The organism is Pseudomonas sp. LH1G9 (assembly GCF_002949975.1).
GTDB lineage: Bacteria > Pseudomonadota > Gammaproteobacteria > Pseudomonadales > Pseudomonadaceae > Aquipseudomonas > Aquipseudomonas veronii.
Genome location: NZ_CP026880.1, coordinates 5382834 through 5403395 on the forward strand (window position 1 = coordinate 5382834; position 20562 = coordinate 5403395).

The 20562-nt window shown below is 62.3% G+C and carries 20 protein-coding genes; 7 read left to right on the forward strand and 13 right to left on the reverse strand.

Features of this window, described 5'->3' with window-relative positions; genetic code table 11:
• Positions 1-457: 457 nt before the first annotated feature.
• Complete coding sequence (gene cls, locus C5F70_RS24800; RefSeq protein ID WP_046484309.1) at positions 458-1897, reverse strand: cardiolipin synthase; 1440 nt, start codon at positions 1895-1897, stop codon at positions 458-460.
• Between the two features lie 130 nt (positions 1898-2027).
• Between cls and C5F70_RS24805 the strand changes: the two genes are divergently transcribed.
• Positions 2028-2549, forward strand: coding sequence for a DUF3617 domain-containing protein (locus C5F70_RS24805; protein WP_017850052.1), 522 nt, complete (start codon positions 2028-2030; stop codon positions 2547-2549).
• Here the strand turns inward: C5F70_RS24805 and C5F70_RS24810 are convergent.
• Genes C5F70_RS24810 through folE2 form a run of 6 tightly spaced genes read right to left on the reverse strand, consistent with a single transcriptional unit; the run spans position 2546 to position 7755 of the window.
• Positions 2546-3883, reverse strand: coding sequence for a dihydroorotase (locus C5F70_RS24810; protein ID WP_104904219.1), 1338 nt, complete (start codon positions 3881-3883; stop codon positions 2546-2548). The genes C5F70_RS24805 and C5F70_RS24810 overlap by 4 nt on opposite strands.
• A gap of 3 nt (positions 3884-3886) precedes the next feature.
• Positions 3887-4447, reverse strand: a complete 561-nt coding sequence (locus tag C5F70_RS24815) for a DapH/DapD/GlmU-related protein (RefSeq protein ID WP_017850050.1) — start codon at positions 4445-4447, stop codon at positions 3887-3889.
• The gene (locus C5F70_RS24820) at positions 4444-5322 is read right to left on the reverse strand and encodes a metal ABC transporter substrate-binding protein (RefSeq protein WP_046381599.1); all 879 of its coding nucleotides are present in this window, start codon (positions 5320-5322) and stop codon (positions 4444-4446) included. Before C5F70_RS24820 ends, C5F70_RS24815 begins: the two co-directional genes overlap by 4 nt.
• Positions 5323-5333: 11 nt before the next feature.
• Positions 5334-6200, reverse strand: coding sequence for a metal ABC transporter permease (locus C5F70_RS24825; protein WP_017850048.1), 867 nt, complete (start codon positions 6198-6200; stop codon positions 5334-5336).
• Positions 6200-6868 (reverse strand): metal ABC transporter ATP-binding protein, encoded by a 669-nt coding sequence (locus C5F70_RS24830; protein ID WP_017850047.1) that lies wholly within the window; start codon positions 6866-6868, stop codon positions 6200-6202. Before C5F70_RS24830 ends, C5F70_RS24825 begins: the two co-directional genes overlap by 1 nt.
• Positions 6865-7755, reverse strand: a complete 891-nt coding sequence (gene folE2, locus C5F70_RS24835) for a GTP cyclohydrolase FolE2 (RefSeq protein WP_017850046.1) — start codon at positions 7753-7755, stop codon at positions 6865-6867. The genes C5F70_RS24830 and folE2 overlap by 4 nt, the downstream gene beginning before the upstream one ends.
• Positions 7756-7884: 129 nt before the next feature.
• On the opposite strand from folE2, the gene C5F70_RS24840 reads away from it, so the two are divergent.
• Positions 7885-9087, forward strand: a complete 1203-nt coding sequence (locus C5F70_RS24840) for an N-acetylmuramoyl-L-alanine amidase (RefSeq protein WP_104904220.1) — start codon at positions 7885-7887, stop codon at positions 9085-9087.
• On the opposite strand, the gene C5F70_RS24845 is transcribed toward C5F70_RS24840, so the two are convergent.
• On the reverse strand, positions 9084-9452 hold the full coding sequence (locus tag C5F70_RS24845; protein ID WP_017850044.1) for a hypothetical protein: 369 nt from the start codon (positions 9450-9452) through the stop codon (positions 9084-9086). The genes C5F70_RS24840 and C5F70_RS24845 overlap by 4 nt on opposite strands.
• A gap of 139 nt (positions 9453-9591) precedes the next feature.
• Between C5F70_RS24845 and zigA the strand changes: the two genes are divergently transcribed.
• Genes zigA through C5F70_RS24860 form a run of 3 tightly spaced genes read left to right on the forward strand, consistent with a single transcriptional unit; the run spans position 9592 to position 12451 of the window.
• Positions 9592-10800, forward strand: a complete 1209-nt coding sequence (zigA, locus tag C5F70_RS24850) for a zinc metallochaperone GTPase ZigA (RefSeq protein WP_017850043.1) — start codon at positions 9592-9594, stop codon at positions 10798-10800.
• Positions 10800-11444: a DUF1826 domain-containing protein gene (locus C5F70_RS24855; RefSeq protein ID WP_017850042.1), complete on the forward strand. Its 645-nt coding sequence runs from the start codon at positions 10800-10802 to the stop codon at positions 11442-11444. Before zigA ends, C5F70_RS24855 begins: the two co-directional genes overlap by 1 nt.
• Positions 11445-11488: 44 nt before the next feature.
• Entirely contained in the window at positions 11489-12451 is a 963-nt protein-coding gene (locus C5F70_RS24860; protein WP_104904221.1) for a GTP-binding protein, read from the forward strand.
• Here C5F70_RS24860 and C5F70_RS24865 read toward each other — a convergent pair.
• Entirely contained in the window at positions 12445-12837 is a 393-nt protein-coding gene (locus C5F70_RS24865; RefSeq protein ID WP_017850040.1) for a DUF3301 domain-containing protein, read from the reverse strand. The genes C5F70_RS24860 and C5F70_RS24865 overlap by 7 nt on opposite strands.
• A 119-nt stretch (positions 12838-12956) precedes the next feature.
• Here C5F70_RS24865 and pdxY point away from each other — a divergent pair, with 119 nt between their 5' ends.
• Entirely contained in the window at positions 12957-13829 is an 873-nt protein-coding gene (gene pdxY / locus C5F70_RS24870) for a pyridoxal kinase PdxY (protein WP_017850039.1), read from the forward strand.
• A 68-nt stretch (positions 13830-13897) separates the two neighbouring features.
• Here the strand turns inward: pdxY and C5F70_RS24875 are convergent, their stop codons facing one another.
• Complete coding sequence (locus tag C5F70_RS24875; protein ID WP_017850038.1) at positions 13898-14383, reverse strand: acyl-CoA thioesterase; 486 nt, start codon at positions 14381-14383, stop codon at positions 13898-13900.
• A 288-nt stretch (positions 14384-14671) separates the two neighbouring features.
• On the opposite strand from C5F70_RS24875, the gene C5F70_RS24880 reads away from it, so the two are divergent.
• Positions 14672-16435 carry a cation:proton antiporter gene (locus tag C5F70_RS24880; protein WP_017850037.1) on the forward strand — a complete coding sequence of 588 codons (1764 nt, stop codon included), beginning with the start codon at positions 14672-14674 and terminating at the stop codon, positions 16433-16435.
• 37 nt (positions 16436-16472) lie between these two features.
• Here the strand turns inward: C5F70_RS24880 and C5F70_RS24885 are convergent, their stop codons facing one another.
• From C5F70_RS24885 to uvrD, 3 genes are all read right to left on the reverse strand, one after another.
• Positions 16473-16880: an SMI1/KNR4 family protein gene (locus C5F70_RS24885; RefSeq protein ID WP_017850036.1), complete on the reverse strand. Its 408-nt coding sequence runs from the start codon at positions 16878-16880 to the stop codon at positions 16473-16475.
• Positions 16881-17015: 135 nt separating this feature from the next.
• A complete protein-coding gene (locus C5F70_RS24890; protein ID WP_017850035.1) occupies positions 17016-17885 on the reverse strand; it encodes a Tim44 domain-containing protein in 870 nt (289 codons plus the stop codon).
• Positions 17886-18200: 315 nt separating this feature from the next.
• Positions 18201-20384 (reverse strand): DNA helicase II, encoded by a 2184-nt coding sequence (gene uvrD / locus C5F70_RS24895; protein ID WP_017850034.1) that lies wholly within the window; start codon positions 20382-20384, stop codon positions 18201-18203.
• Between the last annotated feature and the right edge of the window lie 178 nt (positions 20385-20562).

Genomic DNA, 20562 nt, shown 5'->3' on the forward strand with positions numbered 1-20562 from the left:
CAAGCCCCCTCCCACATTTTTACCGCAGCGTCTGTTGGTGCAGCGGTGAAACACGCCGTGCGATCCGCATACTGGCGGTAAAACCCTTCGCCGATGGCAGCCATGAACTGCCGTGGACGCGGGAAGATATCTACCGCTGAAGCATTTTCCCACAGCCCTGCAGATCCAAATGTGGGAGGGGCAAGCCCCCTCCCACTTTTTACCGCGGCGTCTGTTGGTGAAGCGGTGAAACACGCCGTGCGATCTGCATACTGGCGGTAAAACCCTTCGCCGATGGCAGCCATGAACTGCCGTGGATGCGGGAAGATATCTACCGCTGAAGCATTTTCCCACAGCCCCGCAGATCCAAATGTGGGAGGGGGCTTGCCCCCGATGGCGGTGTGTCAGCTAGCGGATTGGGCACTGATTCACCGCTATCGGGGGCAAGCCCCCTCCCACATTTTTACAGCAGTGTCTGTTAGAGAATCGGTGAGATAAGCCGCGCGACCCGCATGCCCAGTTGTTGCAGGCGGCGGGTTTCGCGGCTTTCTTCCTGGCTGACTTCATGGGCCAGGGCGAAGTCATCGAGCAGCATGTGTTCCACTTGCTGGGCGAAGGCTTCATCGACGGTCAGCAACATCACCTCGAAATTCAGGCGGAACGAACGGTTGTCCATGTTCGCACTGCCGATGGCGCTGATTTCGCTGTCGACCAACACCACTTTCTGGTGCAGAAACCCCGGCGTATAGCGGAACACCCGCACTCCGGCGCGCACCGCTTCGATCGCGTAAAGGCTGGAGGCCGCATACACGATGCGGTGGTCGGGCCGCGACGGCAGCAGCAGGCGCACGTCGACCCCGCGCAGCACCGCCAGGCGCAGGGCGGCAAACACCGCTTCATCCGGGATGAAATACGGGCTGGTGATCCACACCCGCTCGGTCGCGGCGTGGATCGCTTCGACAAAAAACAGCGAGCAGGTTTCATAAGGGTCGGCCGGGCCGCTGGCGAGCAATTGGCAGAGCACGCCGTTTTCGGGGTAGGTGTCCGGCAGGATCAGCGGCGGCAGTTCCCGCGCCGCCCAGAACCAGTCTTCGGCAAACGATTCCTGCAGGCACGCCACCACCGGGCCGGTGACCTGCACATGGGTATCGCGCCACGGCGCCAGCGGCGGCTTTTTGCCCAAGTACTCATCGCCGACGTTATGCCCGCCGACAAACCCGGTGATGCCATCCACCACCACGATCTTGCGGTGGTTGCGGAAGTTGACCTGGAAGCGATTGAGCCAGCCGCTGCGGGTGGCGAACGCCTTGACCTGCACCCCGGCGTCGCGCAGCGTTTGTGCATAGTGAGAGGGCAGGGCGTGGCTGCCGATGCGGTCGTAGAGCACGTAGACGGCGACGCCTTGGGCGGCTTTTTCCTTCAGCAAGGCATGCAACTGCCGACCGAGCTCGTCGTCATGAATGATGAAGAACTGGAACAGCACGGCGGTTTTGGCGCGGCGAATCGCCTCGAAGATCGCACTGAAGGTGGCGTCACCATTGATCAGCAAACGCACTTCATTATTCGCCAGGCACGGCATGCGGCCCAGCTTCGGCATCGCTCGCAGGGAGGCGTAGGCGCTGGAGTTGCGGGCGGCCAGGGCTTCCTCGACCCACGGGCGCCAGTTCAGCTCGTTGATCGCAGTGTGCATTTCCTGGTTGGCCTGGCGCCGCGCCTGGATGTACGCATCGAAGGTGCTGCGGCCGAAGATCAGGTACGGGATCAGCGTGAGGTAGGGTATGAACATCAGCGACAACGCCCAGGCAATCGAGCCTTGGGCGGTCCTGACGGTCAGCACTGCATGGATCGCGGCGAGCGTCCCGAGAAAATGCAGCGTGGCGATGAAGTAGGCGAGCAGGTGCGGGCCAAAAAAATCCATGGACGATGGTACTCCAGGCAATCCAGTGCCTAACAGACCATGTTCGGTCAGGAATGTCGCTATTTTATTTGCCGTGCAACACTGGCGCTTTTGTGGCGTCTAATGCCCACAATTATCCAGGAGTTACCCGATGAATGCTCGTCTGCTAGGTTTGGCCATGGTTATTGGTTTGTCGCTGCCCGTGGCGGCCCAGGCGCAGATGCTGGCGCCTGGTTTGTGGGAATTGACCACGAGCAACATGAAAGTGGATAACCAGGACCTGCCGGATTTGTCATTGATCCTCGGTCAGCTCAAGCAACAAATGACCCCCGAACAGCGCGCCATGCTGGAGAAACAAGGCATCACTATGGCCGGTAAAGGCGTGCAGGTGTGCCTCACCCCCGCCCAGGTCGCCTCCGACGCGATCCCGCTGACCGATCCGCAGTCGGGCTGCAAACAGCAAGTGACCGACAAGAGCGGCAACCAGTGGAAATTCCGTTTCAGCTGCCCGAAAGCCCAGGGCACCGGCGTGGCCACCTTCCAGAGCCAGAAGGAATTCACCACCACGGTCAACGGCACCTTCAATGCCACCGGCATTCAGCAGAAGGGCAGCCTGGACAGTCACGCCCAGTGGCTGGGGGAAAACTGCGGCAGCGTCAAACCGCGCGCTTAACGCTGAAAGTGCAGGGGCAGGCCCTGGCAGCTGTCGACCACCTGGCCGTTGTGCCAGGCCAACTGGCCCGACACCAGAGTGGTGCTGACGCTGTGGCGAAAGCGGTGCTCGGCGAACGGTGTCCAGCCGCAGCGGGCCAGGATCGGCTGGCTGCGGACCGGCTTGCCTTCGGGTTCGGGTTTGATCAGCACCAGATCGGCCCAATAGCCTTCGCGCAGGTAGCCACGGTCCGGGATCGCGAACAGGTCGGCAACGCGATGACTGGTTTTCGCCACCAGGGTGGTCAGCGGCAGCAGCCCATCGGCCACCAACTCCAGTAACGCCGGCAACGCATGTTGCACCAGGGGCAAACCCGACGGCGCCTCACCATACGCCAACTGCTTTTGCGCCCAGGTATGCGGCGCATGGTCGGTGCCGATCACATCCAGCCGCTCACCGAGCAGGGCCAGGCGCAAGGCGTCGCGGTCGGCGCGGGTCTTGATCGCCGGGTTGCATTTGATCTGGTGGCCCAGGCGGTGATAGTCGCGGTCGTCGAACAACAGGTGATGGACGCAGACCTCGGCGGTGATGCGTTTCTGCGCCAGCGGCTGGTCTTCGAACAACGCCAACTCGCGGGCGCTGCTCAGGTGCAACACATGCAGGCGCGTGCCGTGGCGCTTGGCCAGTTCCACCGCCAGTGAAGACGAGCGATAACAGGCTTCGGCATCGCGGATCAGCGGGTGGGCGGCGGCAGGGATGTTGTCGCCGAAACGCTCGCGCAAGCGCTGTTCGTTGGCCTGGATACTTGGCGTGTGTTCGCAGTGGGCCAGCAGGATCGTCGGCACATCGGCGAACAGGCGCTCCAGAATCCGTGGATCGTCCACCAGCATGTTGCCGGTGGACGCGCCCATGAACACTTTGACCCCGGCCACTTGCCGCGGGTCGAGCGCGGCGACGGTATCGAGGTTGTCGTTGCTGACGCCGAAGTGAAAACCGTAGTTGGCCACCGAGTGCTGGACGGCGCGGCGTTTTTTGTCGGCCAGCGCTTCCAGGGTGAGGGTGGCCGGCCGGGTGTTGGGCATGTCCATGAAACTGGTGATGCCGCCGGCCACCGCTGCGCGGGATTCGCTGTAGAAACCGCCTTTGTCCGGCGCGCCGGGTTCGCGAAAGTGAACCTGGTCATCGATCATCCCCGGCAGCAGCCATTGACCGTGGGCGTCGATTTCCACAGGCGCCGTGTGCCCCGTGATGCTGCTGGCGATCTTCTCGATACGGCCGTGGGCGACCAGCATGTCGGCGTCGAATACCTGGCCTTCATTCACCAGTCGGGCGTTGCGGATCAACAGGCGGCTCATGGTTCAGAACTCGTTTTGCAGGGCTTTGTAACCCTGCACCAGATCGACGTTGGTACGCGCTACGTCCTCGGAAAATTCCGACGCGCTGACGCTCACCGGCGGGAATTGCGACAGGTCGGTGTTGGGTCCGATGCGGGTGGTCGAAGGCACGTAGAACGCGGCGGGCAAGTCGCGGCCGTCGACCACCGAGTTGTGGCGCACCACGCAGCCGTCACCGACGGCGCAGTTGAACAACACGCTGTTGAAGCCGATGAACACGCGGTCGCCGACGCTGCAGGGGCCGTGGACGATGGAGCGGTGGGCGATGGAAGTGAACTCGCCGATGGTCACCGCCGCGCCGGATTTGGAGTGGATCACCACGCCGTCCTGGATATTGGAGTTGGCGCCGATGGTGATCGGGTCCATGTCGCCGCTGGCGTCGACCTCGTCCGCGCGGATCACGGCGTAGGGGCCGACAAATACGTTCTCACCGATGATGACCTTGCCGCAGATGATCGCGGTTTTATCGACGTAGGCCGATTCGGCAATCACCGGCAGATCACCGGATGGGTTCTTGCGGATCATGGTTTGCCCAACGCGGCGCACAGGGTGTTGAGGTTGTATTCGAACAACCCGAGAAAGGTGCTGGCCGGGCCTTCTGCGGCGAGGGCGTCGGAATACAGCGTGCCGCCGATCTGCGCGCCGCTTTCGCTGGCGATCTGTTTGAGCAGGCGCGAGTCCTTGATGTTTTCAATGAACACGGCTTTGACCTTGTCCTTGCGGATCTGAGTGATCAGCGCGGCGACTTCGGCGGCGGAAGGCTCACGCTCGGTGGACAAACCCTGAGGCGCGAGGAACTGGATGCCATAGGCCTGGCCCAGGTAGCCGAACGCGTCATGGGAGGTGACGATGCGGCGGTTGCCCGCTGGCAGTGCGCCGAACTTGGCCTTGGCCTCGGCGAGCAAACGGTAGATGTCTTTCAGGTACGCCTGGCTGTTGCGCAGGTAGTCGGCCTGGTTGGCCGGGTCGGCGGCCACCAGCGCCTTGGTGATGTTGTTCACATAGATTTCGGCGTTGGCCAGGTTATGCCAGGCGTGCGGGTCCGGGATGGTTTCGCCGTCTTCTTCCATGGTGTGGGAGATCACGCCTTTACTGGCGGTAACCACGGTGGCGCGGGTTTCGGTGCTGGTCACCAGGCGGTCCAGCCACGGCTCGAAGCCAAGGCCATTTTTGATGATCAGCTTGGCCTTGAGCAGCGCCTTGGCATCGTCCGGGGTCGGCTCGTAGGTATGAGCGTCGGCGTCGGGGCCGACCATGTTGCTGATCTGGATGTGTTCGCCACCGATCTGGTGGGTAATGTCATCGAGAATACTGAAGCTGGTCACCACCTGGAGTTTGTCGGCGGCCTGGGCCATGGACAACGGCAGTAGCAGACTGAACAACACGAGTAGAGCACGCATCGGGATACACCTCATTGGGATGACAGCAAGGGCGGGCGGCGCAGCAAGCCATGCACCGGACCGAAGATCACGGACAGCAGGTACCCACCGCCAGCCACCAGCACAATCGCCGGGCCGCTGGGCAGTGAGTAGTAGAACGACAGCAACAAGCCAAGCCACACCGACAGGCATCCCAGCACTGCCGATACCGCAATCAGCACCGGCAAGCGCCGGCTCCAGAAGCGGGACGCGATGGCCGGCAACATCATCAAACCCACCACCATCAGCGCGCCGATGGCCTGGAAACCGATCACCAGGTTCAGCACCACCAGGGTCAAAAACAGCCCGTGGGCCAATGGGCCGAGGCGGCTGACGGTTTGCAGGAACAGCGGGTCGAGGGTGTCCAGCAACAGCGGTTTGTAGATCAGCACCATGGCGACCAGGCTGAAACCAGAGACCCAGAGCATGCCGGTCAAGGTGGTTTCGTCGACGGCCAGGGCCGAGCCGAACAGCAGGTGCAGCAGGTCCAGGCGCTTGCCGGCAAGGCCGAGGATCAGCACACCGGCAGCGAGGGAGATGGGGTAGATGGCGGCCAGGCTGGCGTCTTCGCGCAGGCCGGTGCGACGGGTGATCCACGCGGCCAACCCCGCCATGCTCAGGCCGGCGCCGAGGCCGCCGATGGTCAGCGCGGGCAGGCTCAGGCCGGCGAACCAGAAACCCAGGGCGGCACCGGGCAGGATGCCGTGGGCGACGGCGTCACCGATCAGGCTCATGCGCCGCAGGATCAGGAACACCCCCAGCGGCGCGGTGCTGCAAGCGAGCACCAGGCCGCCGATCAAGGCGCGGCGCATGAACACGAAGTCGAGAAACGGCATCCACAGGTGGGCGGTGAAGTGCATCAGGCCACCTGCATGTGCGGTTGCGGGCGGATCAGTTCTTTGCTCGGCCCGAACCGGCAGCCCGTGCTTTTGATCTGCACCACTTGCTGGGTGTGTTGACGCACGGAGGCCAAGTCATGACAGACCACGACCACCGTGCGGCCCTCGTCATGCCAGGCGTGGATATGTTTCCAGCACAGGGCCTGGCCGTCTTCGTCGAGGGCGGCGTGGGGTTCGTCGAGCAGCAACACCGGCGCTTCGGCCAGGCTCATGCGGGCGAGCAGGGCGCGTTGCAGTTCGCCGCCGGACAAGGCCATCAACGGGCGCTGTTCCAGGCCGCTGAGGCACCAGTCTTCCAATACGGCGTGCAGGCGTTCGCTGCGTTGTTGCGGGGTGAGTCGGGTGCCCCAGAAACCGGCGGCGACCAGCTCTTGCAAGCTGATGGGGAACTGCCGATCGAGGTGTTGTTGCTGGGGCAGGAAGGACACGCCGCCGCGACGCGGCACATCCACGCGGATTTTGCCCGCCAGTGGCTTTTGCAGGCCGGCGATGACTTTGAGCAGGCTGCTTTTACCGCAGCCGTTGGGGCCGATCACGCCGGTAAGGCTGCCGGTTTCCAGGGTGAAGTCCACGGCGGGTGTCAGGGGTTGGCCGGGGGCACCCCAGCGCAAAGCGGTGCAGGTGATCATGCTGAGTGTCTCGTCCAACGGCTTTCAGCCACGGCATCGTGCGCGTGCAGGCTTTCGGCGTGGATCACTTTGAGGTGGAAGGCTTGGACGGCATCCGAGCGTTTCAAGGCGAGGTTCAGGCGGCGGGCGGCGTCTTCGCAGAACATCAGGTTCTGCCCGTTGGCCAGGGCGAAGGCTTGTTCGTCCGCACGTTTCACCGCGGTTTGCACGGCGGTGCCGAGGGCGGCTTCGGCGGTATTGATCAACTCGGTCAGCGCCAGCTGCTCGCCGCGCAACTGGACGCGCAGTTGCGCGCTGCTGCGCTGGCTGTGGGGCGTGGCGACGATGCCGTTGGCGCTGCCGAGCCAGGTCAGCACATCGGCATGCTGCAACGGCGTGTTGCCGAAATCTTCGAGAAATTGCTGCTGAATCAACTGCCTGGCGAGGGCCGCCGAGCACGGGCAGGTTGAGGAATAAGTCACCTCAATGTTTAGTTCCACGTGGAACATCTGGTTTTCCACGCGCGCTTCGATACTCACCGGGTAGCCCTTCCAGCCAGCCAGTGGGCTGACCAATGCCGGGCGCTTGAGCAGCAGATCGGTGTGGATACGCAGGTAGGCGTTATTAGATAAACCTTCATGACTGTCGAGAAAACGCTGCAGTACCTTACGCAGAAGTGCCGGAGTCAGTGGCTGCTGGTCGAGCATCTCCAGCGCCAGGTACAGGCGCGACATATGAATGCCACGGGCGGCACCGTCGTCCAGGCTGACGCCGGCATCGGCCGTGGCGGCGAGGCGTTGGTCGTCGATCAAAATAGGCAAGGCGATGCCGCACATGCCCACCCAGTCGAGCGGCAAGGCTTGGCGTGAAGCCTGCGCGGCGATATCCGGCAGAGTCAGCGCATTCATGAGCAGGTCCATCGTTGGCGATAAAAAAGACATGTTATATTATAACGATTGAGTCGACGATGAATTTTCTGCTCCGGCCTTTTTTCAGTCATGTCGAGTAAGGACGCTCCTTTATTTGCGGTATTTGTCATGCACAGACGTCAGCTCCTCAACCTGCTCCTGGTCAGCCCGCTGTTCACCTTGCCCTTCACCGCGTCGGCCACGCAGATTCGCAACGCCCGCCTGTGGCGCTCGGACGACAAGCTGCGGCTGGTGTTCGACCTCAGTGGCCCGGTGAACTACAAGACTTTTTCCCTGACCGCGCCGGAACGCCTGATCATCGACCTGAGCGGCGCCGGGCTCAGTGGCGACTTCTCTCAGTTGGTCTTGAAGAACAGCGGGATCACCTCGATTCGCTCCGGGCACTTCGGCAAGGCGGATACGCGCATCGTGCTGGACCTCGCCACGCCGATGCAGCTCACCAGCTTTTTGTTGCCGCCCCAGGATGGGCAAGGGCACCGCCTGGTGCTTGATCTCACCAGCGCCACCCAGGTGCCTCACCCGATAGCGGCCGCACCTCGGCCGCTGGTCGACAGGGCGCACCCCAAGCGCGACATCATCGTGGTGGTCGACCCCGGCCACGGCGGCAAGGACCCCGGCGCCATTGGTTCCAAGGGCCAGCGCGAAAAAGACGTGGTGCTGTCCATTGCGCAATTGCTGGCCAAACGCTTGAAGCGCGAGAAAGGGTTCGATGTGAAGCTGGTGCGCAACGATGACTTCTTCGTGCCGCTGCGCAAGCGCGTGGAGATCGCCCACAAACACAACGCCGACATGTTTATCTCGGTGCATGCGGATGCGGCACCACGGATCAGCGCGTCGGGGGCTTCGGTGTATGCCTTGTCCGAAGGCGGTGCCACCTCGGCCACGGCGCGGTTCATGGCGCAACGGGAAAACGGCGACGACCTGCTGGGCGCCACCAGTCTGCTGAACCTCAAGGACAAGGACCCGATGCTGGCCGGGGTGATTCTCGACATGTCGATGAACGCCACCATCGCCTCCAGCCTGCAACTGGGCAGCTCGATCCTGGGCAGCCTGGAAGGCATCACCTCGTTGCATCAAAAGCGTGTGGAACAGGCCGGATTCGCGGTGCTCAAGTCACCGGATGTCCCGTCGATCCTGGTGGAGACCGGGTTTATCTCCAATGCGCGGGACAGTGCGCGGCTGGTCACGGCGCGGCATCAACAGGCGGTGGCGGAGGGTTTGTTCCTCGGCCTGCAGCGCTATTTCCAGAAGAACCCGCCGGTGAACAGCTACATGGCTTGGGTCCAGGAACAGAAACACAACCAGGCCTAACAGCCGGTCACACGGCTGCAGGTGAACGTGGCGCTGGCGCCACCGGAGCTGGAAAACCGGTTGATCGTGGTCCAGCCCACACGCCGCGTGTAGCCGACCCACGCTTCACCGTCCGAGGCCAAGCCGGTGAAGAACGTCAGTTGCCCGTAGCGGCTGTTGGTTTGCGCCCAATAGCGCCTGCCGATCGCCTCGAAACCGCGCAGATACGTGGTGCTGCCAACCGTCGCCACGCTGTAGGCATTGCCCAGCGGATCGACGCAGGCCAGCAGGTTGGCGCTGCGCGTGCAATTGGCCGACAGGCGCGGCACCTGGGCGCAGGCCTGGGTCGTGATAAGCAACAGCAGGCTGCACAGTAGATATTTCATAGGCTTTCTCGACGTAGACAGGCGCCAGCATTGCTCCGTTGGTCATGATGAGCAAGCGGGGGATTGGCTTATTTGTGTTGTTATAATATAACATTAAGTACAGCCCGGCTTGAACGGGCGGCCTGATGAGAATGACCTGATGCCCAATCGTCTCCCCGTTACCGTGTTGTCCGGCTTTCTCGGCGCCGGTAAAAGTACGCTGCTCAACTATGTCCTGCGCAACCGCGACAACCTGCGGGTGGCGGTGATCGTCAACGACATGAGCGAAATCAACATCGACGGCGGCGAGGTGCAGCGCGACGTCACCCTCAACCGCGCCGAAGAAAAACTGGTAGAGATGAGCAACGGCTGCATCTGCTGCACCTTGCGTGAAGACCTGCTCGAAGAGGTCGGAAAACTCGCCAGGGACGGTCGCTTCGATTACCTGTTGATCGAATCCACCGGCATCTCCGAGCCGTTGCCCGTGGCCGAAACCTTCACCTTTCGCGATGAAAACGAGCAGAGCCTGGCCGATATCGCGCGCCTGGACACCATGGTCACCGTGGTCGACGGCATGAACTTCCTGCTCGACTACCAGGCCGCCGAAAGCCTCGCGTCGCGGGGCGAAACCCTTGGCGAAGAAGACGAACGCTCGATCACCGACCTGTTGATCGAGCAGATCGAATTTGCCGACGTCATCCTGATCAGCAAAATCGACCTGATCGGCCGCCACGAGCGTGAGGAACTGATGGCCATCCTCGAACGCCTGAACGCCCAGGCTGAGATCATTCCGATGGTCATGGGCGAAGTGCCGCTGAACAAAATCCTCAACACCGGCCGCTTCGACTTCGAACGCGCCGCCCAGGCCCCCGGCTGGCTGCAGGAACTGCGCGGCGAGCATGTGCCGGAAACCGAAGAGTACGGCATCGCCTCCACGGCTTACCGTGCGCGCCGTCCGTTCCATCCGCAGCGCTTTTTCGAGTTTATCGACCGCCCTTGGGTGAACGGCAAACTCCTGCGTTCCAAGGGCTTTTTCTGGCTGGCCAGCAAGCCGCAGGACGCCGGCAGTTGGTCCCAGGCCGGCGGCCTGATGCGCCATGGTTTTGCCGGACGTTGGTGGCGTTTTGTGCCGAAAAGCCAGTGGCCGCAGGACGAAGAAAGCGTCGCCGCGATCATGGGCCACTGGCAAGCAAGCACTGGCGATTGCCGTCAGGAACTGGTGTTCATCGGGCAGAACATCGACTTCGCGCAGATGCGTGCCGAACTGGACGCCTGCCTGCTGACTGATGAAGAAATGGCCCTGGGCGTCGACGCATGGCGCTTGCTGGCCGATCCTTTTGGCCCTTGGTATGAAGAGGCGGCCGCCTGATGCTGGCACCGCTCATCCCCCTGCGCCCGGTGATCCGCCAGACCTGCGGCGACACCCCGCTGGCGCTGTCCGAGATTCTCGAAGACGGCGTCAACCTGGCGCTGTGGCAGCGCCAATTGCCGTTGCACATCGCCGAGTTCGGCGCCTTGCTGGTGGCGCTCGACGAGCCGTTGGCCGAGTCGCTGGTCATCGAGTTGGCCAGCGACGACGCGGTGCCGAACGTGCAGGGATTAGCCGCCTGTTGCCGCGATCTTGAGGGTTACGAAGGGTTTATCGCCGATGTGTCGTGGCTGATCGGCGCGTTTGCCTGCCTGCTCGGCGCCCGTCGGATCGGCGTGCGTTTGCGCTTGTTGGACAAAGCCATGTGCCCGCGCTTTCACGTCGACCATGTGCCCGTGCGGCTGATCACCACCTATGCCGGCATCGGCAGCCAATGGTTGCGCGAAGGCGTGATGGACCGCCGCCAGTTGGGCCAGGCGGATGCCGAGCCCAGCGAGCGTATCGAGCAGATTCGCTGCGGCGAAGTGGCATTGCTCAAAGGGACGAAGTGGCATGGCAACGAAGCTCACGGCCTGATTCACCGCTCGCCGCAGCTTAAAGCCGATGAGCGACGGTTAATTCTGACGCTGGATTGGCTGGCATAACCGCGTAGGATCAAACGCTCTACACGGCTTGAATGATGCCCTCTATGCTGCAGAACATTCCTACTCATGTGATTGCCGGGCCCCTGGGCGCCGGCAAGACCAGCCTGATCAAACACCTGCTCGCCCAACGCCCGGCCAACGAGCGCTGGGCGGTGTTGATCAACGAATTCGGGCAGATCGGTCTGGATGCGGCCTTGCTGACCCAGGCCGACGACGGCATTGCCCTGGGCGAAGTGGCGGGCGGTTGCTTGTGCTGTGTGAATGGTGCGCCGTTCCAGGTCGGACTGGGCCGCTTGCTGCGTAAGGCCAAGCCGGACCGCCTGTTTATCGAGCCTTCGGGGCTCGGGCACCCGGTGCAGGTGCTCAAGCAATTGCGCGAGGCGCCATGGCAGGATGTGCTTGCGGTTCAGCCTTGCGTGCTGGTGCTGGATGCGCAAGCCCTGGCGGCGGGCAAACCGTTGCCGGAGGCGCAGCGCGAAGCACTCGCCAGCGCCGGCCTGTTGGTCCTGAACAAGGATGAGACGTTGGACGCCGCACAGCGCGAGGCGATCGAACGGCAGTTAGCCGAGGTTCCGTTTTACTGGACGCGTCAGGCGCAATTGCCACTGCAGCTTTTGCCAGGCCTGAACGCACAGGCTGCAGCGGCTGTGGATAACTTTGTGGCGCCCAAGGGCGTGGCGCAAATGCCGGCGGTGTGGAGCGATCCTGCGTTGCCGATCTGCTTGAGCCAGGCCCAGGAGGGCGGCTGGAGCATCGGTTGGCGCTGGCATCCGAGCCAGTCATTCGATCACCAGCGCCTGGCGCAATGGCTGACACGCTTGGATTGGCGCCGTGCCAAACTGGTTATCCACAGCACCGACGGCTGGATCTCCGGCAACGCTGTGGATAACAGCCCACTCGTCTGGCAACCCAGCGAATGGCGGCGTGATTCGCGTATCGAACTGATTTTCAGCGCGCCACAGGACGTGGCCGCGCTACAGCAGGCGCTGGCCGCCTGCCGTCATTGACGGTGCTTGGCGTGGTCCTGGCGCCACTGGCTGAGTTCGATCACGTCGGCGCTGGGTAGCGGCGTCTTGATTTCGAACGGGTAGGGCGCCAGTTCGATCTGCGCGCTGTGGGCGCCGAACTGGGTGATGGTCCCGGGGTGGCGGGTTTCGCCGGTCACGGTGAATTCGAAATTGTAGATGCGCGCCAGGCGTCGCCGTCCTTTGGCATCCTTCACAAAACCGATGCGTTTCAGGGCCACGGCACCGTCGAGCAACTCGATATCGAGCTTGGCGCAATGCTGCTTGACCCGCTCCAACGCGCGCTCGCGCAGGCCGTGGTTGTGCCATACCCAGGCGGCGCCGGTCGCCAGCAGCATCAACACGAAGATGTTTCCCAGGGTCAGCATGCGAAAAAAACTCCAACGAAGTGAGAGCAGCTTAACTGTGTCGTCGGCCTGTCGTACAGGCTGTGTTTGGTCGCATACTGCGCGACCAGAATTTCAATGGTTTTACGGAAATCCCCTGCATGAAACGCACACCTCATCTGCTTGCGATCCAGTCTCATGTGGTCTTTGGCCACGCCGGAAACAGCGCCGCCGTGTTCCCCATGCAGCGGGTCGGGGTGAACGTGTGGCCGCTCAACACGGTGCAATTCTCCAACCACACCCAGTATGGCCAGTGGACGGGCGAAGTGTTAGCGCCGCAGCAGATTCCAGCGCTGGTGGAGGGTATTGCGGCCATCGGTGAATTGGGCAACTGCGACGCCATACTCTCCGGCTACCTGGGCAGCGCGGCCCAGGGCCGGGCGATCCTCACCGGCGTGGCGCGGATCAAGGCGATCAACCCCAAGGCCCTGTACCTGTGCGACCCGGTGATGGGCCACCCGGAAAAGGGCTGCATCGTGCCGCAGGAAGTCAGTGATTTTCTGTTGGACGAAGCCGCTGCCATGGCCGACTTCCTGTGCCCCAACCAGCTGGAACTGGACAGCTTTTCCGGGCGCAAGCCGCAATCGCTGTTCGACTGCCTGGGCATGGCCAAAGCCCTGCTGGCACGCGGGCCCAAGGCCGTGCTGGTCAAGCACCTGGATTACCCCGGCAAATTGCCGGAAGGCTTTGAGATGCTGCTGGTGACAGCCGAAGGCAGCTGGCACCTGCGTCGGCCGCTGCTGGCGTTTCCCCGCCAGCCGGTGGGCGTGGGCGACCTGACCTCAGGGTTGTTCCTGGCGCGGGTATTGTTGGGCGACAGCCTGGTGGCCGCTTTCGAGTTCACCGCGGCGGCGGTGCATGAAGTGCTGCTGGAAACCCAGGCCTGCGCCAGTTATGAACTGGAGCTGGTGCGTGCCCAGGATCGCATCGCCCATCCCCGCGTGCGTTTCGAGGCCACGCCGATCGGCCTGTAACGACACAACACCCAATGTGGGAGGGAGCAAGCCCCTCCCACATTTTGCTTGGGTATACAGCCTGGTGCTTACAGCGCGTCGGCTTTGATTTCCTGGTAGCGCTTTTCCAGCTCCTGGCGGATCTGCCGGCGTTGCTGCGCCTGCGCAAACCGGCGGCGGTCTTCGCTGTTGTGCGGTTGCAGTTGCGGCACGGCGGCGGGTTTGCGCTGGTCGTCCACGGCGACCATGGTGAAGAAGCAACTGTTGGTATGGCGCACAGAGCGCTCGCGGATGTTTTCGGTCACCACCTTGATGCCCACCTCCATCGAGGTGTGGCCGGTGTAGTTGACCGATGCGAGGAAGGTCACCAACTCGCCGACGTGGATCGGTTCACGAAAAATCACTTGGTCCACCGACAAGGTCACGACATAACGCCCGGCATAACGGCTCGCGCAGGCGTAGGCCACTTCGTCGAGGTACTTGAGCAGGGTGCCGCCATGGACATTGCCTGAGAAGTTGGCCATATCAGGGGTCATCAGTACCGTCATCGACAGCTGGGCGTTTCCGGGTTCCATAGCACACTCACGGGTTAGGCATTGGTGGGGAGGCACCTCTGTGGATGCTCGAGTCATTGCAGCGCCATCTCTTACGGGACGCCGGTAGGCGGCTTGCCGTCACGCCTGCAGCGATCTGTTTCCATATATTGCACCGGCTTTTCGGCGGAAGTCGCGGTGTTAACCTTCAAAAGCCTTTCTAAGGGCATTTCTTACGATCAAGGCAGACTTTTCCTTCCGCTCTTTACGAAGTTTCAAAGGCGCGGTGGACGTGGGAAAAGCGCCAGTACCCTCAAGGAGCCCCTCGCCATGCACGCCATCAGCTTTATCCAGGATCTGGCCGTGATCATGTTGGTGGCTGGGGTCGTGACTATCCTGTTTCATCGCCTCAAGCAGCCGGTGGTGCTCGGTTACATCGTCGCCGGGTTCATCATCGGCCCCCACACGCCGCCGTTCGGCCTGATCCACGATGAAGACACCATCAAGACCCTCGCCGAACTGGGGGTGATCTTCCTGATGTTCTGCCTGGGCCTGGAGTTCAGCCTGCGCAAGCTGTTCAAGGTGGGAGCCACAGCGTTTATCGCGGCCTTCCTGGAAATCGTGCTGATGATCTGGATCGGCTACGAGATCGGCCGCTGGTTCGACTGGAACACCATGGACTCGCTGTTCCTCGGCGCGATCCTGGCGATTTCCTCGACCACCATCATCGTCAAGGCGCTCAACGACCTGAAGATGAAAGACCAGCGCTTCGCCCAACTGATTTTTGGCGTGCTGATCGTCGAGGACATCCTCGGCATCGGCATCATCGCCTTGCTGTCGAGCATCGCCGTCAGTGGCACGGTCAGCTCCGGTGAAGTGTTTTCCACGGTCGGCAAGCTCTCGCTGTTCATGATCGTCGCGCTGGTCATCGGGATTTTGCTGGTGCCGCGCTTGCTGGCCTACGTGGCCAGGTTCGACAGCAATGAAATGCTGCTGATCACCGTGCTGGGCCTGTGCTTCGGTTTTTGCCTGCTGGTGGTCAAGCTGGAATACAGCATGGTGCTGGGGGCGTTCCTGATCGGCGCGATCATGGCCGAATCCCGCCAGTTGATTAAGATCGAGCGCCTGATCGAGCCGGTTCGCGACATGTTCAGCGCAATCTTCTTTGTCGCCATTGGCTTGATGATCGACCCGCAGATCCTGCTGCAATATGCCTGGCCGATTGCCGTGATCAGCGTGGCCGTGGTGCTGGGTAAGATGTTGTCCTGCGGCATGGGCGCATTTATCGCCGGCAATGACGGCCGCACGTCGTTGCGCGTTGGGATGGGACTGTCACAAATTGGTGAGTTTTCCTTCATCATCGCGGCGCTCGGCATGACCTTGCAGGTGACCAGCGACTTCCTCTACCCGGTGGCGGTCGCGGTGTCGGCGATCACCACATTGCTCACCCCATACCTGATTCGCGGCGCCGACCCATTGTCGCTGAAGATTGCTGCCGTGATGCCCAAGCGCATGAGCCGGGTATTTGGCCTCTATGGCGAATGGCTGCGCAGCATTCAGCCCCACGGCGAGGGGGCGCTGCTGGCGTCGATGATCCGCAAAATCGTGCTGCAAGTGGGGGTGAACCTGGCGCTGGTGGTGGCGATCTTCTTTACCGGCAGTTATTTCGCGCTGCGAATCGGCGGGTATCTGGAGGGCTGGATCAGTGATCCAAGCTGGCAGAAGGCGTTGATCTGGGGCGCGGCGTTGCTGTTGTCGCTGCCGTTCCTGATTGCGGCGTACCGCAAGCTCAAGGCGCTGTCGATGCTGCTGGCAGAGATGAGCGTCAAGCCGGAAATGGCCGGGCGGCATACCCAGCGCGTGCGTCGGGTGATCGCCGAGGTGATCCCGATTTTGTCGCTGCTGGTGATCTTCCTGCTATTGGCGGCGTTGTCGGCGAGTATTCTGCCGACCAACAAGTTGCTGGTGCTGATCGCCGTGGTCGCGGCGGCGGTGGCGGCCGTGCTCTGGCGGTGGTTCATCCGCGTGCATACGCGGATGCAGGTCGCTTTGCTGGAGACTCTGGATAACCACAAGGATACGCCGGAACACTGAGGAGGCTGGGCCGCCCCGCGCGAGCAGGCCGCAGGTGTCAGCTTTCCAGCCAGACGTCCCGTGCCCAGTGCCACACCGACTCCCAGGTTTCTTCGGTGACGAGTTCTTCTTCGCCGCACCACAGCACCACGGTGCCGTCTTCTTCGACGCAGTAGTAGTCGTCGCCGTCCTGGCAGATCGGGATCATGCTGCGGTCAACACCGGCATCCCAGGCGTTGGCCGCCACATCCGGCAGGTAGGTGTGGGACTGCGGGTCGGTGACGGTCACCGGTTCCAGGCTGCCGTACACCACGTCGCTGACAGTTAGCAGGAATTCGCGGAAGACAAACGGGATGTCGATGAACAGCTGTTCCTCGATTTCCACCAGTTGGTCTTCATCAGGCAGTTCCAGAGGAACCGGAACCGGTTCGTTGGCTTCACGCAATTGTTCGATGACTTCTTCCACGGCCGGGATCCTCTTGCTAGATGGCGCGGTTTACAGGGGCGTTTTATACAGTAGCTCGCTATAAGTGCAACCGTGAAATAGAAAACCCCGGAACATGTCCGGGGTTTTGCTTACGGCTTGTTCAGCGTGTGGCTATCAGCCGTTCTGGCGGATACCGGCGACCAGCCAAGGCTGGTTGTCGCCTTGGGCGCGTTCCATGTTCCAGCTTTCGCTGAACACTTCGCCCTGGTCGAAACGCGAGGTCTTCGACACACCGCTGAACGTCAGGGTGGCGATGGTCTTGTCGGCGCGATCGTCCACACCTTCGAGCTGCACGCGCAGGTCGTCGATGTAGGTCGACTGGAAGCCGTCGCCCAGATCGGCGCGTTCGCGCTTGAGGAACTCGAGCAGTTGCGGGGTCACGAACTCGGAGATTTTATCCATTTCGTTGGCGTCCCAGTGCTGCTGCAGGGACTGGAAGTGGCTGCGGGCCGCTTCGACGAAACGCTCTTCGTTGAACCAGGCTGGCGCATTGATCACCGGGCGGGCAGCAGCAGGCGCGGCCGAACCACCGAAGATCGAACCCATGGCTGGCTTCTGCTCGAACACTTCACGCTGCATCGGCGCGCCGGCTGGAGCCATGTGCTCCTGCTGCTTGCGACGACGGGCGGCGATGAAGCGGAAGATCAGGAAGGCGATGACCGCCATGATCAGGATGTCGAAGATCTGCATGCCCTGGAAGCCGCCGCCCATGAACATGGATGCGAGCAGGCCACCGGCGGCGATACCGGCCAGAGGGCCCAACCAGCGCGAAGCACCGCCGGCCTTGGCGGCTGCGCCAGCGGCACCGGCCGCGCCGGCAGTGGCGGCTGCACCGCCGACGCCGGCGGACGGAGCCATTTGGCTGGTCTGGTGAGTTGGTGCCGAGCCTATGCTTTTGCCGCCACCGAAGCGTTTGGCGTTGGCATCGAGGCTCATCGTCAGGCCAATGCACAGCGCCATGGCGATGCTAAGAAAACGTTTCATAAAGGGAATTCCCATTTGTGGATTGCACGCGCGCCATGTTGCACAGGTGTCGTGACAGTGGCTAGCGACATAATGTTTCGGGCTTTTGCGTAAGACAGAATCCGAAGGGTCTGTAGGACTAGTTACAGATATTGGCCCGCACGCATCAAAAACAAGGGTGGACGCGAAACCTTCATGCTGAACCGTCCTTCTGTCTGTAGGAGCGAGCTTGCTCGCGAAGATCGCCAACGATAACGCGGGCATCCTGGATGAGACGCGTTGTCTGAGGGTTTTTCGCGAGCAAGCTCGCTCCTACAGGGGGAAGGGGTCAGCGTGTCAGACCGCTTCGAGCTTCGCGTAACCCATCATCAGCCACTTGCTGCCCTCGGCGAAGTTCACCTGCACCCGTGCCTGGGCGCCGGCGCCTTCGAAGTTGAGGATCACCCCTTCGCCGAAGATCGCATGCTTGACCTGCTGGCCAAGGCTGAACGGGGTTTCCGGAATTTCGGAGCCGGCAAACAGGCTGCTGGAGTTCTGCTGCTGGCCGCCGCCGAACGGGCGACTGACGCTGTTGGACAGGCGCACTTCCTGGATCAGCCCCTTCGGCACTTCACGCACGAAGCGCGACACCTTGTTGTAGGTCTCGCTGCCATACAAGCGACGGGTCTCGGCGTAGGTCATCACCAGGTTCTGCATCGCCCGGGTAATGCCCACATAGGCCAGGCGGCGTTCTTCCTCAAGGCGGCCGGGCTCTTCCAGGCTCATCTTGTGGGGGAACAGGCCTTCTTCCATGCCCACCAGGAACACATACGGGAATTCCAGGCCCTTGGCGCTGTGCAAGGTCATCAGCTGGATGCTGTCTTCATGCTCATCGGCCTGGGTATCACCGGCTTCCAGCGACGCATGGCCGAGGAACGCGGCGAGCGGGGTCAGTTCTTCATCGGCCTCGGTGTTTTCAAACGCGCGGGCGGCGCTGACCAGTTCCTCAAGGTTTTCCACCCGGGCCTGGCCTTTCTCGCCTTTTTCCGCTTCGTGATAGGCAATCAGCCCGGACTGCTCGATCACGGTCTGGGTCATCAAATGCAGGGGCATGTCCGCGCACTTGGCCGCCAGGTTCTCGATCAGCTCGACAAACACACCCAACGCCCCGGCAGCACGGCCGGTCAGGCCTTTATTGGCGATCAGCAAGCGCATGGCTTCCCACATCGACACATCGGCGTGGCGCGCATGGTCGCGAATCGCTTCAACGGTTTTTTCGCCGATGCCGCGGGCCGGGATATTGATCACCCGCTCCAGCGCCGCGTCGTTGCCGCGACCTTCCAGCAAGCGCAAGTAGGCCATGGCGTTCTTGATTTCGGCGCGCTCGAAGAAGCGCTGGCCGCCGTAAATACGGTACGGGATGCGCTCGCGCAGCAAGGCTTCTTCCAGCACCCGCGATTGGGCGTTGGAGCGGTACAGAATCGCGATGTCGCTGCGCGCCAGGCCGGTTTTCAATGCGCTTTCGATGGTTTCCACCACGTAGCGCGCTTCGTCGTGCTCGTTGAACGCCGCGTACAGGTTGATCGCTTCGCCTTCGCCGCCGTCGGTCCACAGCTCTTTGCCCAGGCGCCCGGTGTTATTGGCGATCAAGGCGTTGGCGGCCTTGAGGATCCCGGCGGTGGAGCGGTAGTTCTGCTCCAGGCGGATGGTGACCGCGTCCGGGAAGTCTTCGGAATACTGGTAGATGTTCTCGATTTTCGCGCCGCGCCAGCCGTAGATCGACTGGTCGTCGTCGCCCACCACCATCAGGCTGTCGCCGCCCTTGGCCAGCAGGCGCAACCAGGCGTACTGCACGGCGTTGGTGTCCTGGAACTCGTCGACCAGGATGTGCCGGAAGCGTTTCTGGTAATGGGCCAGCAGGCCGGGGTTATCGCGCCACAGGTCGAGGGCGCGCAGCAGCAGCTCGGAGAAGTCGATCACGCCGGCGCGCACGCAGGCCGCCTCGTAGGCTTCATAAATGCTGCGCATGGTGGCCAGGAACAAATCGCCGCTGGCCTGGATATGTTGCGGGCGCAGGCCTTCGTCTTTCTGGCCGTTGATGAACCATTGGGCCTGGCGCGCCGGCCAACGCTGTTCGTCGAGGCCCAGCTCGCGGATCACGCGCTTGACCAGGCGTTGCTGGTCATCGCTGTCGAGGATCTGGAAGGTCTGGGCCAGGCCCGCCTCCTGCCAATGCGCCCGCAGCAGGCGGTGCGCCAGGCCGTGGAAGGTGCCCACCCACATGCCGGCCGGGCTGATGCCCATCAACTGCTCGATGCGGTGACGCATCTCGGCAGCGGCCTTGTTGGTGAAGGTCACCGACAGGATCGAATGCGGGGACGCGTTCTCGACCTGGATCAACCAGGCGATACGGTGTACCAGCACTCGGGTTTTACCGGAGCCAGCACCGGCCAGGACCAACTGACGGCCAACGGGGGCCGCTACGGCCTGGCGTTGGGCATCGTTGAGGGAATTCAGCAAAAGGGAGAGATCATCGCGCATCGGCGCATTCTATGGCCCGCGGGGGAGTGGGGCAAATCCCATTGGCGGATGGCCGACGGAAAACCTGCGGCGCGTGCCGGGGCGAGCACGCGTTCCGGCGGGGCTGATGACTGGTTGGTCATGGGCCACAGGCCGCGGCGCGTCTCGCTCAAGCCGTCTGGCCCCGAGATTTGCGCGG